The sequence below is a fragment of the Peribacillus sp. TH27 genome, from assembly GCF_016650915.1.
Classification (GTDB): domain Bacteria; phylum Bacillota; class Bacilli; order Bacillales; family DSM-1321; genus Peribacillus; species Peribacillus butanolivorans.
The window spans coordinates 5,525,954-5,542,611 of the sequence record NZ_JAEKEV010000002.1; the positions used below are offsets into that span (position 1 = coordinate 5,525,954).

General features: G+C 36.5%; 11 protein-coding genes. 9 read left to right on the forward strand and 2 right to left on the reverse strand.

Annotation, left to right across the window (positions count from 1 at the left end; translation table 11 throughout):
- The first annotated feature begins 197 nt into the window (after positions 1–197).
- Positions 198–902: a TerC family protein gene (locus JFU24_RS28050; RefSeq protein WP_201185222.1), complete on the forward strand. Its 705-nt coding sequence runs from the start codon at positions 198–200 to the stop codon at positions 900–902.
- Between the two features lie 394 nt (positions 903–1,296).
- Positions 1,297–2,217, forward strand: a complete 921-nt coding sequence (locus JFU24_RS31075) for an SRPBCC family protein (RefSeq protein WP_201250793.1) — start codon at positions 1,297–1,299, stop codon at positions 2,215–2,217.
- 328 nt (positions 2,218–2,545) lie between these two features.
- Here the strand turns inward: JFU24_RS31075 and JFU24_RS28060 are convergent, their stop codons facing one another.
- Positions 2,546–3,106: a cysteine hydrolase family protein gene (locus tag JFU24_RS28060; RefSeq protein WP_201224153.1), complete on the reverse strand. Its 561-nt coding sequence runs from the start codon at positions 3,104–3,106 to the stop codon at positions 2,546–2,548.
- Positions 3,107–3,309: 203 nt separating this feature from the next.
- Positions 3,310–4,791: an aldehyde dehydrogenase family protein gene (locus JFU24_RS28065; RefSeq protein WP_201185217.1), complete on the reverse strand. Its 1,482-nt coding sequence runs from the start codon at positions 4,789–4,791 to the stop codon at positions 3,310–3,312.
- Between the two features lie 884 nt (positions 4,792–5,675).
- Here JFU24_RS28065 and JFU24_RS28070 point away from each other — a divergent pair.
- The 7 genes from JFU24_RS28070 to JFU24_RS28100 all read left to right on the forward strand — a co-directional run bounded on the left by JFU24_RS28070 (position 5,676) and on the right by JFU24_RS28100 (position 16,655).
- On the forward strand, positions 5,676–7,526 hold the full coding sequence (locus JFU24_RS28070) for a sigma-54-dependent Fis family transcriptional regulator (protein ID WP_201250794.1): 1,851 nt from the start codon (positions 5,676–5,678) through the stop codon (positions 7,524–7,526).
- A 391-nt stretch (positions 7,527–7,917) separates the two neighbouring features.
- Positions 7,918–9,042, forward strand: a complete 1,125-nt coding sequence (locus JFU24_RS28075; protein WP_201250795.1) for a histidine kinase N-terminal domain-containing protein — start codon at positions 7,918–7,920, stop codon at positions 9,040–9,042.
- A 1,418-nt stretch (positions 9,043–10,460) separates the two neighbouring features.
- A complete protein-coding gene (locus tag JFU24_RS28080) occupies positions 10,461–11,876 on the forward strand; it encodes an amino acid permease (RefSeq protein WP_201250796.1) in 1,416 nt (471 codons plus the stop codon).
- A 454-nt stretch (positions 11,877–12,330) separates the two neighbouring features.
- Positions 12,331–13,089 carry a hypothetical protein gene (locus tag JFU24_RS28085; RefSeq protein WP_201224159.1) on the forward strand — a complete coding sequence of 253 codons (759 nt, stop codon included), beginning with the start codon at positions 12,331–12,333 and terminating at the stop codon, positions 13,087–13,089.
- A gap of 363 nt (positions 13,090–13,452) precedes the next feature.
- Complete coding sequence (locus JFU24_RS28090; protein ID WP_201250797.1) at positions 13,453–14,445, forward strand: cation diffusion facilitator family transporter; 993 nt, start codon at positions 13,453–13,455, stop codon at positions 14,443–14,445.
- Positions 14,446–14,741: 296 nt separating this feature from the next.
- The gene (locus JFU24_RS28095) at positions 14,742–15,485 is read left to right on the forward strand and encodes a Cof-type HAD-IIB family hydrolase (protein ID WP_201250798.1); all 744 of its coding nucleotides are present in this window, start codon (positions 14,742–14,744) and stop codon (positions 15,483–15,485) included.
- A gap of 171 nt (positions 15,486–15,656) precedes the next feature.
- The gene (locus JFU24_RS28100) at positions 15,657–16,655 is read left to right on the forward strand and encodes an NAD(P)H-dependent flavin oxidoreductase (RefSeq protein WP_201224165.1); all 999 of its coding nucleotides are present in this window, start codon (positions 15,657–15,659) and stop codon (positions 16,653–16,655) included.
- The last annotated feature ends 3 nt before the right edge of the window (positions 16,656–16,658 follow it).

Sequence of the window (16,658 nt, forward strand, 5' to 3'; positions counted from 1 at the left end):
GATACTTAGATTTTAGGGAAAAATTTCATAATACTTATCCCGTGAAGGGGAGTAGCGTCAGGTGTTACCTGAAATAAAGTCGTCATTACGTGGAATTTCTCCACCGGCTTTATTGGCCTAATCAATTAGTGCTTAGCGAGACCTTTGCCATTTATGGCAGAGGTCTCTTTATTTTTGTTTAAAAGGAGGAAGATGTGTTGGATTTTTTAACAGGTGAATTTATTTCAGGTCTTTTAGCAATCATTATGATAGATTTGGTTCTTGCTGGAGATAATGCGATCCTTATTGGATTGGCTGCAAGAAAGCTTCCAAAAGATCAGCAAAAAAAGGTGATCATTTGGGGAGCAGTCGGGGCAATTGTTATCAGGATTATTGCAACGCTATTGGTTGTTGTAATCTTAGAGGTGCCTGGCCTGCATTTAATTGGAGGATTACTGCTGGTATGGATTGCTTATAAGCTTCTTATTGATGAGGAAGAACATGATGTGAAACCCGCTGACTCAATGTGGGCTGCCATTAAAACTATTATTATTGCAGATGCTTTAATGGGATTGGATAATGTTCTAGCTGTAGCTGGCGCATCACATGGAAATTTCACATTAGTTGTGATTGGATTGCTTGTGTCGATTCCAGTAGTGATGTATGGAAGCACTTTGATCCTGAAACTGATTGAACGCTACCCATTCATCATAGTAATTGGAGCCGGGATACTAGGCTGGACAGCTGCTAAGATGATCGTAGCTGAACCTTTCATGCACAACTACTTTGCTAATCCCTTCGTAAAATACGGATTTGAAGCAATAGTCGTGATTGGGATTTTAGTGGCGGGTAACCTTAGACAACAAAAAGTAGAAAAAGAAAAAGCTATCAGAAATAAAATCCAAATCGAACAGAATGGTTAAACGGTAATCCAAAGAGACTTTTCGTAAAAGAAAGGTCTCTTTTTTTCGTCTATTTGGCCAGTACTAGTTAATTCTTTCAGAGTTTTAATTTGAAACCTTTATGGAGTGTGTCGTCAGCTGATGTACTATACTAGTATATATTTTTTTATTTTAACGGATAATGGTCCTTAGTTGGAAAATAATTAGCCCCCCTTTTAATAATGAAGGGGAGAAAACCCATTATAAAATAACAAATCGGGAGTCATACTATAGTGGTTGCATCGTAACTAAACAAGAAAAAAATTAAAGGGATATCATAAGAAAAACAGAAATATTTTATATAAGAAGAAAAAAACTGCGTTAAGGTATATTACCAATGGGATTCAAATACATGTTATAACAGGAGAATTAGTAGATGAAACTAAAAGTTGAAATTGAAAGAAAAATCTCTAAGTCAATTGACAAGGTTTTTGAAGCAATTGTTGATCCTGAAATAATGTCTCAATACTTTATATCTAGCGGGACTAGTCGCATTGAAAGCAATAAAACTATTACTTGGAGATGGGACGATGTTGGTGCAGAGTTTCCTATTACTGTTAAGAAAGTAAGCGAAGAAGAGCACTATATAACATTTCTGTGGTCGGCTAGTGGAGTAGAAACTAATGTAGAATTCAAGCTAGAGTGGTTAGACGCAACCTCAACCTTGGTAAAGGTGAGTGAGGATGGCTGGGAAGGAAATGAACAAGGAATAAAATGTTACGGACAACAGACGCAAGGCTGGGTTGATATGATCTTATGTATGAAGGCTTTTCTTGAATTTGGTATCAATTTACGCTCCGGTATCAAAGACAAATTGATGATAATGCCTATTTCAATACCAGACCTTTCATCAAGACCTTTTTCTCTAACGGTGGACCGTATAATTGATTCATTGCCTGATGCTCTTTTCCTAGCGTGGACTAAACAGTTTGACCTCTGGTTTGCATCTCCAGGATCGGTGTTAATGAATGGAGAAGTCAACTCGGTTTTCTTCTTTGAGACAATCTACGAATTCGAGACCGAAAGAAAGGCAAAGCGTCATCCCCATTACGGCCGATTTCTTAGGCTTGAACCCAATAGACTCATCGAATTAACGTGGGTTACCGGGGCTGAGGGAACAAGAGGAGCTGAAACGGTTGTTACGATTGAACTAGAATCTTACACAAACGGTACGCATTTGCGTCTTACTCATGCTGGCTTTCTAGATGAGGAGTCGAGAAATCAGCACGAACAGGCTTGGCCGATTGTGCTTGAAGAATTAGACAAGCGAATGAGGGCAAGTACCACCCAAGAATAAAGAATAGCCCCGTTAGTAAAAGGGAGATATCATAATAATGCAGCGATACTCTCTTCTTCAGTCTAAGAAAACGGCTTTTGTTTTCGATGAATGATCACACAAAAAAAGGGATGGCAATTTGGAATGAAGATGGAGTAAAAAATCTGAAAATTAAAAGATGTATTCTGGTTCCGTAATCTTTTATCGAGCTATTACAATAGGAATGTGTAAGAGAGAAATGGAAAGTTTGTTGATTTGGAAAAATGCCAGATAAATCAACAAACTTTAAACCATACTGGAAAGGCATTTTTAAAGCCTAACCTAAATCAAGTCTAGATCACTCTTATTTTTACTTTACTTTTGCTTTTTCTAAATAAGCAGTTGCTGTTTCAATTGTAGCGTAGAGGCTTCCAAGCGCTGCCATAAATACGTCATGGACATCGGTGGCTTGTATGTTGCGTCCGCGAAAAGATAGGTCAGGAGATGTGCAGGCATCTTCAATGACGGTGCACGTGAACCCATAGTCTACGGCGGCACGGGCAGTTGCGTCGATACACATGTGGCTCATCATGCCACATATGACAACATGCTCGGTGCCAGCTTGACGAAGTTGATTAAGGAGGGGAGTCTCTCGGAAGCTATTCGGATAATTCTTCTGAATGATAGTTTCTCCTTCAAGTGGTGTAACAGCCTCGTTAATCGTGATACCTTCTGTTCCTGGAGCAAAAAATGGAGCGTTGTGATCATTGAATATATGCTGAATATGAAATATTGGCATGTTTTGGTTGCGGAAAAAATTTAGCAACTTTCGGGAGTTATTTGCTGCTCTATTAGGTTCAAATAGCTCCATCCGACCATTTGGAAAATAATCATTCTGAACGTCAACAAGAATTAAAGCTGTCTTTTCCATTTAATCTCTCTCCTTATTCTTCCATTTAGATAAAATCTGTTAGTATTAAGTGTTGGTTTTAGGGATTCTGCAAATCCTACCTATCTCTTAATAATATAGAAGGGATAAATTACAAATTAAGTTTATTTGCGTGTAACATAAATAAAATATATAAGCAAACAGGGACAAAGATGCCCCTGTTTTAAGTGGTTTATAAAGTTTTATTAGTTTAAGTTAATCCATACACTTTTAACTTCAGTATAGTTATCTAACGCATAGCTTCCCATTTCTCGACCAATTCCACTTTGTTTGTACCCTCCAAAAGGAGAAGCGGCATCAAAAGCGTTATAGCAGTTTACCCAAACTGTACCTGCTTTTAATTCATTGGCTACATAATGGGCTTTTTTTACATCTTGTGTCCATAAACCTGCTGCTAATCCATATTCGGTGTTATTTGCACGGCGAATCACATCGTCTAAATCGTCAAACGGCATGGCAGCTACAACAGGTCCGAAGATTTCTTCTTTAGCAATAGTCATTTCATCATTGACACCAGCAAATATTGTAGGTGCTACAAAATAGCCATCGCCTTGTCCATAACTACCGCCTGTAACCACTTCTGCACCTTCTGATTTTCCTTGTTCAATATAACTACCCACACGTTCTAGTTGCTCATTAGATACCAATGGCCCTATCTGTGTAGATGGATCAAGGCCAGCCCCTTGTTTAATGTTTTTTGCGTGGGAAACTAAATCAGCTACCACATTATCATAGGACTTCTTCTGAATATAAAGGCGAGAGCCAGCACAACAAACTTGTCCTTGATTAAACATAATGCCCGATAAAGCACCGGGAATCGCTTTAGTCATATCAGCATCTGGTAAAATGATATTTGGTGATTTCCCACCCAGTTCTAGTGAAATCTTTTTCACTGTACCTGAAGCTTGGCGCATAATCATTTTACCTACTGAGGTAGAACCTGTAAAAGCAATTTTATCCACATCCGGATGGTCTACAAGTGGTGAGCCTGCTGTTTCACCAAATCCTGGTATAACATTAAGAACACCAGGAGGAAACCCGGCTTCGAGTGCGAGTTGACCTAAATACAATGCTGAAAGTGGTGTTTGCTCTGCTGGTTTTAAAACGATTGTACATCCGGTTGCAAGGGCTGCACCTAATTTCCACGCTGCCATAAGAAGAGGGAAATTCCAAGGAATAATTTGTCCAACTACACCTACTGCTTCATGGCGAGTATAGTTGAAGTAATTCCCTGCAACAGGAATCGTTTGACCGACAATCTTAGTAGTCCACCCAGCATAATAACGGAAGTGATCAATGGCAAGAGGGACGTCCGCATTAGTTGTTTCACCAATAGGCTTCCCGTTATCTAGTGTATCCAATTGTGCTAACTCTTCTTTGTGGGCTTCCATTAAATCCGCTAATTTATAAATGAGGCGACTGCGTTCAGAAGCACTCATTTTTTTCCAAGGACCATTGTCAAATGCTTGGCGGGCTGCTTTGACTGCTTTATCAACATCTTCTGGTCCGGCTTCGCTCACAATTGCTAAAACTTTCCCGTTGGAAGGATCAAGGGTCTCAAAAGTTTGACCAGAAGTAGCTTCTACCAATTCCCCATTAATCAAAAGCTTTTTAGTACCTTTTAAGAATTCTTGTACACGTGGATTAAGTCGAATTGTTTGTTCCATTTATAAAACCCCTTTTCATTTGGTATAAGTAAATGTTTATTCTTGCAAATTCGCTCAGATAATATGAAAGTCTATCCATGAAACTACTATTAGAATTTTGGCATATAGATGTTATACCTAGATTATCAATCGATATATGTGCGCGAACTTTTGTTAATTCAACTTTCCTTTATTCAGAATTCTTAGCCTTACCATTTATTGAAACGGCAGTACCTAATTCCTTCGCGAGATTAAGAGTATGACTCATAAACACGTGACTACCAACTTCATCAATTACTGCACGAAATTTGTGTCCAATAACAAAGGGGATACTTAAAACGAATCAACAAAAATATTTATCCTTGCATGCAATCACTACGACAAATCATCTGCAGTTAGTGCTGAATCGGGCATTTTTAAGACCTTCATGAGCTGTTGATGTTCAGTTAGTACCACAATGCTTCGTGACGAATCTGTGTTTTTTTATCCAATTTTCGGATGCAACTCATGTTTAAAACGGTTTTGTGCTGCCATTTATTCTTTCTATTTATCTAATGGTTATTTAAGCCTCCTTTTTAAAAAATTGGAATAAGGTACTCAACTGGTTATAATGCAAGACTCATGCCAATAACAAAAACCCTATGAAAACCGTAAAAAATGATTGGATAGTTTTTAGAAAAATAGTTTTTGTTCTAATATGGAACAATTACATGTTCCATATTAGAACAAAATTGAACGAAACGTAGAATCCGTTGGTTTAGTTTCTGAATTTTCTGCTATAATGAAATTGTATGGACAAACCCTTTTTAGCCTATAAAAATTTTGTTGTTCTATGTGTTCAAAGTTAAGATAGTGAATCAACAAAATTACATAAAGAGTATTTTACAAATGGGAGGAGTTATTCTATGTCGGTCAATATTAGCGCGCCTAAAGAAACCATTCCTACTTTCATTCAAGAATCCTGGAAGCGTTGCCATTCAAAAGGACTTCAACCTAGAATAATGGACAAGGAAAATATGCTGGGTGAATTTGAGCTGGCCGAATTCCAGGATCAATATGCAGAGCTCCTTTATTATTCTTCACCCATTTTAGAAGACGTGTATAGCTCTATTCATGGCATGGAATCTATTCTATTACTTGCTGCACCTGAAGGATACATCATTGAAACTGTCGGAGATCCATCATTTATTCGGCATGCTGACAATGTTGCCCTTAGAAAAGGGGCAAATTGGCTGGAGGAATCAAAAGGGACAAATGCAATAGGTACAGCTATAGTAGAGAAAAAAACAGTACTTATTCACGGCAGCCAACATTTTTATCAGGATAACCATTTCCTTACTTGTACCGCAACTCCCATTTATCATCCTGATGGTCATCTGCTTGGTGTTTTAAACTTAAGCAGTCATCAACAGGATTATCATCCGTTTTCTATTAGTTTAGTTCAAAGCGTGGCAGATAGTATTAAACAAGCCCTCTTATTAGCCCAAACACAAAAACGAGAGAAAAATCTTTATTTTATATATGATCAGCATCCTGACCCTCTATTTACAATTAATAAAGAAGGAAACGTTACAAGTCTTAATATCGCAGCATCCCGTGCTATTGGCAGTATAGAACAAACCACAACGGGGCAACCGATATCGAGTATAATATCAGGACTAGATACTCTTGCATTAATTAAAGGACTAGAACAAAAGGTTGCAATAAAAAATCAGAAGTTTACAGCACAGCCCCTTATTAAAGATACTCAACATCTGTCCTATGTGACTCTTCGGTTAGAGAAACTAAAACAGATAGATGAACAAACAAATCGTTATCATTTTTCTGATATCATCAGTAATGATTCTCAAATGAAACAAACGATATCCATAGCAAAAAGGGCTGCGAAACTTGATATTAGTCTTCTTATTACTGGTGAAAGCGGCACAGGCAAAGAGCTGTTTGCCCAATCTATCCATGGTGTCAGCCTAAGAAGAGATAATCCATTTATCGCGATTAATTGCAGTGCAATACCTGAAAATTTATTAGAAAGTGAGTTATTTGGGTATGAAAAGGGTGCCTTTACTGGTGCAAATAGCGGTGGACATAAGGGGAAGTTTGAAGCGGCAAATGGTGGAACCTTGTTTTTGGATGAAATCGGGGATATGCCGCTTACTGCTCAAGCGACTTTACTTCGGGTGCTTCAGGAACGTTGTGTGACACGTGTCGGCGGTAATACTTCGCGCCCCATCGATGTGAGAATAATCGCAGCAACTAACAAAGACTTACAGAAAGAAATAGAAGCAGGACAGTTTCGTGCGGATCTATTTTTTCGTCTGAATGGTTTAACCTTAAAACTTCCAAAATTAAAGAATCGTACAGATTTATTAATGTTAGCTGAACATGTTTTATCGCATTTACCCTATAGAAATGAAAGTACAGAGTTAACAGAAGATGCTAAAACATTTATTTTCGAATATGAATGGCCAGGAAACTTCCGCGAATTACAAAACGTGCTAGGGCAGGCTGCTTTTCTAGCCAATCAGAATCCGATTACAAAGGCTTTGCTCGTTTCACTTTGTCCAGTTTCATCTCCGTCAAGAAATGTAGAAGAAACAAAGGAGAAAGAACCTACAAGTATGCTAGATCAAGAAATCCAACTTATTAAAAAAGCGTTGGAACGAACAAATGGAAATATTAGCAACGCAGCAAAACAACTTAAAATTGGCCGTAATACTCTTTATAGAAAGATGAGAACCTACAAAATCATGCGATAACTCAAAAAGTAGGTGATTCAGAGTGTTTTTGAAGTATTTAACTGATGATACTTTTTAACCAATCACCAACTTCCCCGACCTATTTTGGTCGGTTTCTTTGTTATCCACCAACCATACTTGTGGTCTCCAGACTATTTTCCCTGTCACTTATCAACATTTCATCTACTTTACGAGCTGTTTTTTCATGTGTTTGTTCCTTTTGGAGTTTGTTTTTTCTATTCTAAAATCGTATCATAAGAAGATTAACAGATCTTGAATAAAACAATGATAGGCTTATCGTACTTATATAAATATGTCGTGTGAAGTGCAGGAAATTAAAACATCATATAGAATAATGTTATTAATATAATAATAAACTAAAATTCCGAAAGAGAATGTGGTGGTCAATAGTATGGAATTGTTATCAGAACAAAAGAAGTATAAAAAAGTATTGATTCAATATTTAGAAGAAAATCAATCACTGTTTTTAAATGAATGGAACGAGACCATCAAAGTAAATGAAATCGACCCCTACAAAGAAAAAATCAAAGAAAATGGATATGGGATGTACTCCTTAGTCATTAATATTTTTAAGGGATCATTGTCAAATGACGTGCTAACAAAATTGGCTTACCAGGTAGCAAATGAACGCCTTAAAGCAAATATTAATATTGGAGATTTTTTGTACAATATTAATTTAGGGAGAAATATCATTGTCAGAAATGTTTTTGGGGCAAATATCCCCATTAAATATATACAGAAGTTTATTGATGAAATCAACACACACTTCGATACATTCAGTTATCATGCCGTAACGAGGTATACAAATCTAACAAATGAAGTGATTGAGGAAAAACAATCTTTTATAAGTGAAAATCACAAAGATAAATTAGCGGTATTGGGACAAATATCATCAAGCTTTGTACATGAGTTCAGAAATCCTCTTACAGCTATTATGGGGTTTAATAAATTACTAATAAGGGAGAACCCCAATCTGAAATATTTAGATATAATAGATTATGAACTAAATCAGCTGAATTTTAGAATAACCCAATTCCTCCACACCTCTAAATCTGATTTTAACGAGGAACAAAGAGAGGAAATTTCTGTGTTGGAATTACTTGAAGAAATCCAACAACTAACATATGCGAGTATTGTCGATGCTAGCGTTAATGTAGAAATAGATATTTATCCGAACTTTGTCATAACAGCGAGCAAGGATGGACTAAAGCAGGTATTTCTAAACCTTTTTATAAATTCAATTGATGCTTTAAAGGGGAAAGACCAGCCTAGAACATTAAAAATACATACTATAACTGAGCCAAATGAACGGGTTATTAGAATATCAAATAATGGACCTGCTATTGCAAGTGAAATGATAGAATCAATTTTTGAGCCGTTTTTCACAACAAAAGAGTTAGGTACAGGAATTGGACTTTACGTATGTAAGAAGATTATAGAAAGTAATGATGGTTATATGAATTGTGTGTCTAATGACAATTTAACAACATTCAGTATACACTTCCCTAATAGTTAAATTATTAGTGACCTAAAAGTTCAAGTTCATGGGGATTCATACATATCTTAGGAATATAAAGACCCATTATTTCCTTAATACATATTCACATATTTTACAGCAGAAACTCGATGTAGTGTTGTATTTAGCTAAATAGTTGAAGCACATCACTAAAATTACGGTTATTTTAGGGAGAGGACCAAATTCTGTATGGCCAATATACCCCGAAAATCAAGATTCTCTTACTTTTACAGGTTTTAGGTGTACGAGTTTACAGGGCAAGAATGATTTCTAAGGGCGGCGGAGTGATGAAAGCGAATAATCGGATAAAGGTGATTTCGTCTTTCCTAAGAATTAAAAATAAATATTTAAAGAAGATGCCTAAATTAGTATTGGAAATTTAGGCATCTTCTTTTCATTTAATTATTAACCCTCTAGTCAGATATTCTTCAATACGGACATGTTTGAATATTTACGGATTTAAGCATTTACTACAAGTGTCAGATTTTTAGACATTTTCAATAAATTGTCCTGGTATGACGATCAATTCATTTTCACCCGAAATGAACGGATGCAATATACCTTAGAAGTTCACCATAAAAGTTATGTCGAAATTCTAAAAGAAAACAATTAAATTGTCATTTTGTGATTCGGATATGAATCAAAAAGTGTTAATAATTAATTTATGAATCAAAAATTAAGTTTTTGATTCAATTTTGAATCAAATAAAAGTCATGAAACCTTTAAATCCTTATATACTAACAATCCTTTTTTTGGCATGGATATTGCTTTTGTTTTTATATATAATGACAAATTTTCATTAAGAGAGGATGCTTTATATAAAAAAAGGTGAGGTAAAGAGAGTATTGATAGAGTCAGATATATAATGATTTATACATCAAAAGCCGTCGCTTTGTAAGTAGTAGCCGTCTGTTAAATTCAATTATACCGCAGTGAAGGTAGCATGATTATTGATCAATTAGATGATCAAATTCTTAACAAATTAAGAGATTTCTTTATAACGGAAGGCATCGCCAAGAAGTAGGAGCCGTATTATGGAACCTGTGCAAGGAGAAGGCTGATTTATAGTGCTATTCGTGCGGTTCGTTTAAGGCCTGATGATGATTACTAAAGAGTAGGTTTCCGGATCAGTAGTTGCTGATATAAAAAGGTGGCTGTTTATGAAGAAGCACTAGAAAAAGCGAATGATACTACTTATGGTTTATGAGCTTCGCTTTTTGCAACAAATCTAGATAAAGCTTTTCATTTTATCAATAACAGTGAATTTGGACTTGTTCAAATTAATGGAGTAACAGGTGAGGATGAACCGAAAAAATATTTGGTGGAATGAAAGAGTCAAGCTCTGTTACCCGTGAACAAGGACATGTAGCAATTGAGTTTTTTACTGCTATTAAAAACAGTGACAATTTTAAGGGATGGTGACAATAGTGGCTTATCAACCAAATGAACTGAAACATGGTCTCAAGACTAGACATGTAACAATGATTTCTATTGGTGGTGTTATCGGTGCAGGCTTATTTATAGGGAGCGGGAATATTATTGATTCAGCAGGACCTGGTGCAATCTTATCTTATATAATCGCAGGATTAATGATCGTTCTTATTATGCGCATGCTTGGTGAAATGGCTGTTGTGAATCCTGATAGTGGGTCCTTTTCAACTTACGCACATCAAGCGATTGGTCCTTGGGCCGGTTACACGATTGGCTGGTTATACTGGTTTAACTGGGTAATCATTATTGCGATTGAAACCACTTTATTGGGTACTATGATTCATGATTGGTTTCCTGCTATACCTATGTGGATAGCAAGTTTATCTTTCCCTATTTTGATGACACTTACAAATATCTATTCTGTCAAAGCTTATGGAGAATTTGAATACTGGTTAGCTTTTATTAAAGTAGCTGCTATTGTAATATTCCTATGCTTAGGTGCAGCAATGATCTTTGGATTTGTTCCTGGATTTGAAACGCCAGGTCTTTCTAATATTACTGGAAATGACGGATTCTTTCCGAATGGTTTTCTACCTGTACTCCTTAGTGTAATATTTATTACCTTTTCATTATCTGGGAGTGAGGTAGCGGCTATTGCAGCAGGAGAGTCTGAAAATCCCGAAAAAAATATTATAAGAGCAATAAACGCTGTAGTGTGGCGTCTTCTTCTATTCTTTGTTGGTTCGGTAGCTGTGTTAGTTATACTAATCCCGCAGGGGGCTGAAGGTTTACTTAAAACTCCCTATGCTAGCGTATTTAACATGGCAGGACTTCCTGGTGCTGGTCAAGTAATGAATATTGTAATATTCATATCATTGCTTTCTGTTTTAAATTCAGGGCTATATACAAGTTCACGCATGCTTTACTCCCTATCAAAAAAGGGAGATGCCCCTAGAATTTTATCCCGTGTGAATAAGAGAGGCATCCCGATTTGGGCGTTAATGGCAAGTGTTTTCTTTGCTTATGTGTGCACGACATTTAAATTTGTGTCTCCTGATAAATTATTTGCTTTTCTAGCTAATAGCTCGGGTGGAGTTACGATGATTATGTATATTTTTATCGCTTTTTCTCATCTGTTTTTAAGAAATAAGATTGAAAAAGAAAATCCAGGGACACTCAAAGTGAAAATGTGGTTATTCCCTTATTTAACCTACGCAACTATTGCAGTATTATTTGCTATTTTTGTTGCCCAGGCTTTCATTGATTCCATGCGCTTGCAATTCTTTCTCACCTCTCTTCTCACGATTCTCGTTATAGGTTCCTACTTTCTGTTTTATCATAAGAAAGAGGTAATAACTCCAAAGCAAGAAGAAAAACTAAAAAAATTCTTTAAAAAAGTGTAAAGAAGTCTTTTTCTGAATGACTTATAACATATTTATATAAATACTTACAGTAGTTTCTAGCTCTTAGTGCAGCTTTTATAGAGAAATTACAAATTATTCTTATTTAAATCCGTTTAGATCTATTCATTGCTTTTAAATTGATTAATGTAAAAAGGCTACTCTTGATGAGTAGTCTTTATTCTGTATCCATAAATAAAGGGAGGATGTAGAGTTGATATTTTCAGATAAAAGTGTGCGCAATGACTACATCTTTACAATCCTTTGGTATAGTAACTACTATCATGGCAGACTACTTACATTTCTACGTAAAAACTGAATAATTATTTTTTATAGGAATTAGCAGGAGTTAGTTAGGAGTGGTCAGTTGAATTAAACTTAATTATGCTCATTCATTTGCAACTTTGCATTCCTTTGCTAGAATATAAGCATAAAGAAAAAAATAGGAGTGGTGACTGTGGCTGAAACTCCAGCTGAAGTAAAGGATTTAATTCACTATATTGAACCAAAGGGAGAGTTTATCTCTTTTTCAGATGAGGCGGATTATATCGCTAAAGGTTTAGAATGGAAATTATTCACTGCTCGTTCAGTAAAAAGAGAACTACTATATAAAAGCGGAAGCTATCAAGGAAAAGTGAAATTGGCTGGTTATGAACAATATGGTAACGGTCTTGATACGATTGTTGTTGAATTTGAAAATGGTAAGCTAAGTTGCATTCACCCTTCATATTTAAAGGAAATGCAAAGTTCGAATTTCGGTAAAGAGCTATTGAGTGGGCCAGTTGCTGAAGCATCAGCACCTTTAACTGAAGGTGAACAAGTAACAGTTGTCCAAGTGACAGAAAGTCCTGAGCAGCTAAGTGAAGCACCAAAAAAGGCAAAGTCAAAGAGTAAAAAGGCACCAGCGAAACCTAAACTGGACTTACCAGCAGACAAAGTCCATTTCACAGCAACCGTCAAGGAATTTACTGCAAAAATGAACCATTTCACCGGTGAAGAAGATGAGGTAATCCTGTTAGAGAATGTCAAAGTGACCACAGATCCAGAACTCTCCATTGGTGATGCCTGGTGTGGATATAGCAAAACATTAAAAAAGGCAGAACTTGAAGAAGGCGACGAAATAGAATTTGACGGAAAAGTGGTTGACAAGAAATACGATAAAGAAATTCGTTATAAAGTGAACAATCCATCAAAGTTAAAAAAAACGGAAGCTTAATTCTAACTTTATACCTTAGTAAAATAGGTAGTAGGCTATTGCTTACTGCCTTTTTGTATGGATTGTTTGCTCCAAGTGACAGGTATTTATAGCAAAAAATGTACAGAGGGGTTCGATTTTTATCTTAGTAATTGATGTTTAGAAGTGGAATAAAATCATGAATATGGAGAACTGCTGAACTCATCAGTGATCTGAAGGATGAAGGGGCACTTTTGAAATGTACGTTGGCAATTCATTCATGACGAGAATGTTGAACTCAATTGAAATAGATAGAGCTTTTTCCCTTTTTTGGTTTCATATAATACAGCGTTGGGGATAATACAATATTATAAAAGCTTATTAAAAGTAAAGGGGGCCTCTATTATGAAAGAATTATTCCGGTTATTAAAACAAGGCAATAAATCGGCATTTATTGCCGCTTGTGTGAATAGTATTATCGCTGTGTTAAAGGGGATAGCTTATTTCATGACGGGGAATGTGGCTATGTTTGCGGAAACATTGCATACCTTGGGGGATGCTGCGAACCAGTTTTTCGTTTTCATTGGTTCCGCATTAAGTAAAAAGTCACCAACAAATCGTTTTCCAGATGGATTCGGACGACTGGTTAACCTAGTTCTTTTAGGGGCTGTGTTGGTTGTTGGGATCATGTCTTATGAAACGATAAAAGAAGGATTTCATCACATCTTGCATCCAGTAGAGTCAAGTGGGATGATAATTAATTTGTCCGTTCTCTCGTTAGCGGTTGTGTTGGAATCATATGTATTATTTAAAGCGATGAAAGAAGTAGTACATGAAGCGGGGATAGAGGCGAAAGGAACTGCAGTCATCTATAAAAGCTTCGCTGGTTTAAAACGTGCAAAACCAGCAACGAAATTAGTATTTATGGAAGATATGGTCGCAACAGGTGGCGGTATACTGGCGTTAGTAGCCATATTGTTGGCGAATTTCACACCCTTTATTCAAGCAGAAGGTGTTGCTTCTGTCATGATTGGTCTCGGTATGTTTTATGTGGTTGGAAGGGTTTTTCTTGATAATGCAGCGGGAGCTCTTGGTGAAGCTGATATTGAGATGCGTCAGAAAATAGGAACTATGGTCATGAGTGATCCGGATGTGAGAGATATCCAAAAACTGGCGGTATTAAAAGAAGGAGAAGATTTTCATGTGGAATTAGAGGTAGAACTTGATGCCCACATTTCTATCGCCCAGGCTGATGACATTAAAGACCGGCTCTTTGATGAAATTTTCAAGGAAAGAGGGGTAACGGATGTCATTATAGAATTTGATGAAAATGACGGCGTTGCTAATTGGGAAGGTGGACTTAATAAGGAACTAAATGAAAGGAAACAAGATAAATAGAAGGGAGTGTCATATCTCCAAAATGTGAATCTTGTCTAATTGGTGTAGGGGCTTCTTTTGAAAATAGAAAATTTAATTAGGTTTGATTTAGGATAATATTAAATAAAAAAGTAACATTTATTTATGCAAAATAGTTAAAATTAATAAAATATAAATCTAAATAAAATGCTAAAAGGTCACAAAATTTTTTGTGACCTTGAAACCTGTTCATTGAATCACGTTCTTTCCTTGGATAAGCAATATACGCTATTATGGAATTATGTACATAGAGAAGAATTCAGAAAGGGTGAATAAGAATGAATAAACCAGAAATTAAACTAGTAGCGCTCGACATGGATGGGACACTTCTAAATGAAGCGGGAGAGATTTCTGCGGAAAATCGGAAAGCAATTAAAGAAGCAGAAAATCAGGGGGTTTTCGTGGTGCTAAGCACTGGAAGATCCTATGCGACTTGCAGTGATTTTGCAAAGTCAATGGAGCTGCAGTCATATCTTATTACGGTTAATGGTAGTGAAATTTACGACAATCAAGGGAAATTGGTGGAAAGAAATATAGTCGATAGTGAATCCATACAGTGGATGTGGGAATTAAGCCAAAAGCATAGTACGCATTTTTGGGCAATTAGCTTTGATAGTATATATAGGGCTGAAATGCCTCAACGAATTCATGACTCGCAATGGCTTAAATTCGGCTTTGATACAAAAGATGAAGCCATTCGCCAAACTATTATGGACGAACTTAAATCAAAAGGAAATCTTGAAATAAGCAATTCAAGTCCAACGAATATTGAAGTGAATGCACTTGGAGTCAATAAAGCGAAAGCAATTGACGTTGTTTGTTCATTGCTCAATATTACAATGGATAATGTAATGGCAGTAGGAGATAGTCTAAATGACCTTGCCATGATTCAAGAAGCAAAGATGGGTGTAGCGATGGGTAACGCTCAAAAGATAGTTAAGGAAAAAGCAGATTGGGTCACTGCAACTAACCAAGAAGATGGAGTGGCTAAAGCAATCCAAAAATGGGTGCTCTCCAATTAATTGAAAGCTGTATGTGGATTTAATCCATATACAGCTTTTTATTTAAATTTAACTCGTTAAGAGTGGTATTTTGCCGATGAAAATAATTTCTTGAAAATTTTGTCTTTAAGAAGTATGATAATCTTATAGTGTTATATTTTGGTAATATATTAAAAATGGGAGGTTTTATAGATGAGAAGAACTGTACCTGAACACTGGTGGAATCAATTATCTTTACCAGTTATCTCAGCGCCTATGTTTTTAATTTCTGGTCCTGAATTAGTGAAAGAATGCTGTTTGAATGGAGTAATTGGCTCTTTTCCAGCACCGAATGCTCGGCCGATAGAAGTACTGGATCAATGGATGGGTGATATAAAAAACACACTAATTGCAGCAAGAGATAAAGAACCCAGCAAGAAAATTGCTCCATGGGCAATGAATATGGTTGTTCACCGAACTTATAGCCGTCTTGAAGAAGAATTGGAATTAGTCAAAAAGCACCAACCTCCCATCGTTATTACATCTCTTGGATCTCCAAAACATGTTGTAGATGTCGTACATAGCTATGGTGGGTTGGTCTTTTCAGATGTCAGCAGCGTGGAATTTGCCAAAAAAGCTGCAGAGTCAGGTGTGGATGGATTGATCTTAGTTGCTTCAGGAGCTGGCGGACATGCGGGTGAGATAAATAGTTTTGCTTTCGTTGACAGTGTAAGGACGTTCTGGGATGGAATCATTTTGCTTGCTGGATCCATTAGTACAGGTCACAGCATCTTAGCTGCTCAAGCTGCCGGAGCGGATCTTGCTTATATGGGTACACGTTTTATCGTGGCAAAAGAGAGCAGGGCAAATGATGAATATCGTGAAATGCTTGTCGAGTCGAATCATGATGACATTATCTTGACTGATGCATTTTCCGGGGTTAATTGTAATATGTTGAAACCAAGTATTAAAAAGGCAGGTATGGATCCAGATCAATTAGCAAAAAAAGAAAATGTCGATTTTGACAGCATGTCTAAATCATCAGATTCTAAAGCATGGCGTGATATTTGGTCCGCGGGACATGGAGTAGGGGCGATAAAACAAATAGATACCACTGCTGGTATCATCAAACAGCTAGAAAAAGAGTATCAGGAATCCCTTGAGAGATTAACCGAGCAGGCGGGTAAATTAAAGGGTATTATATCAAAGTGATTT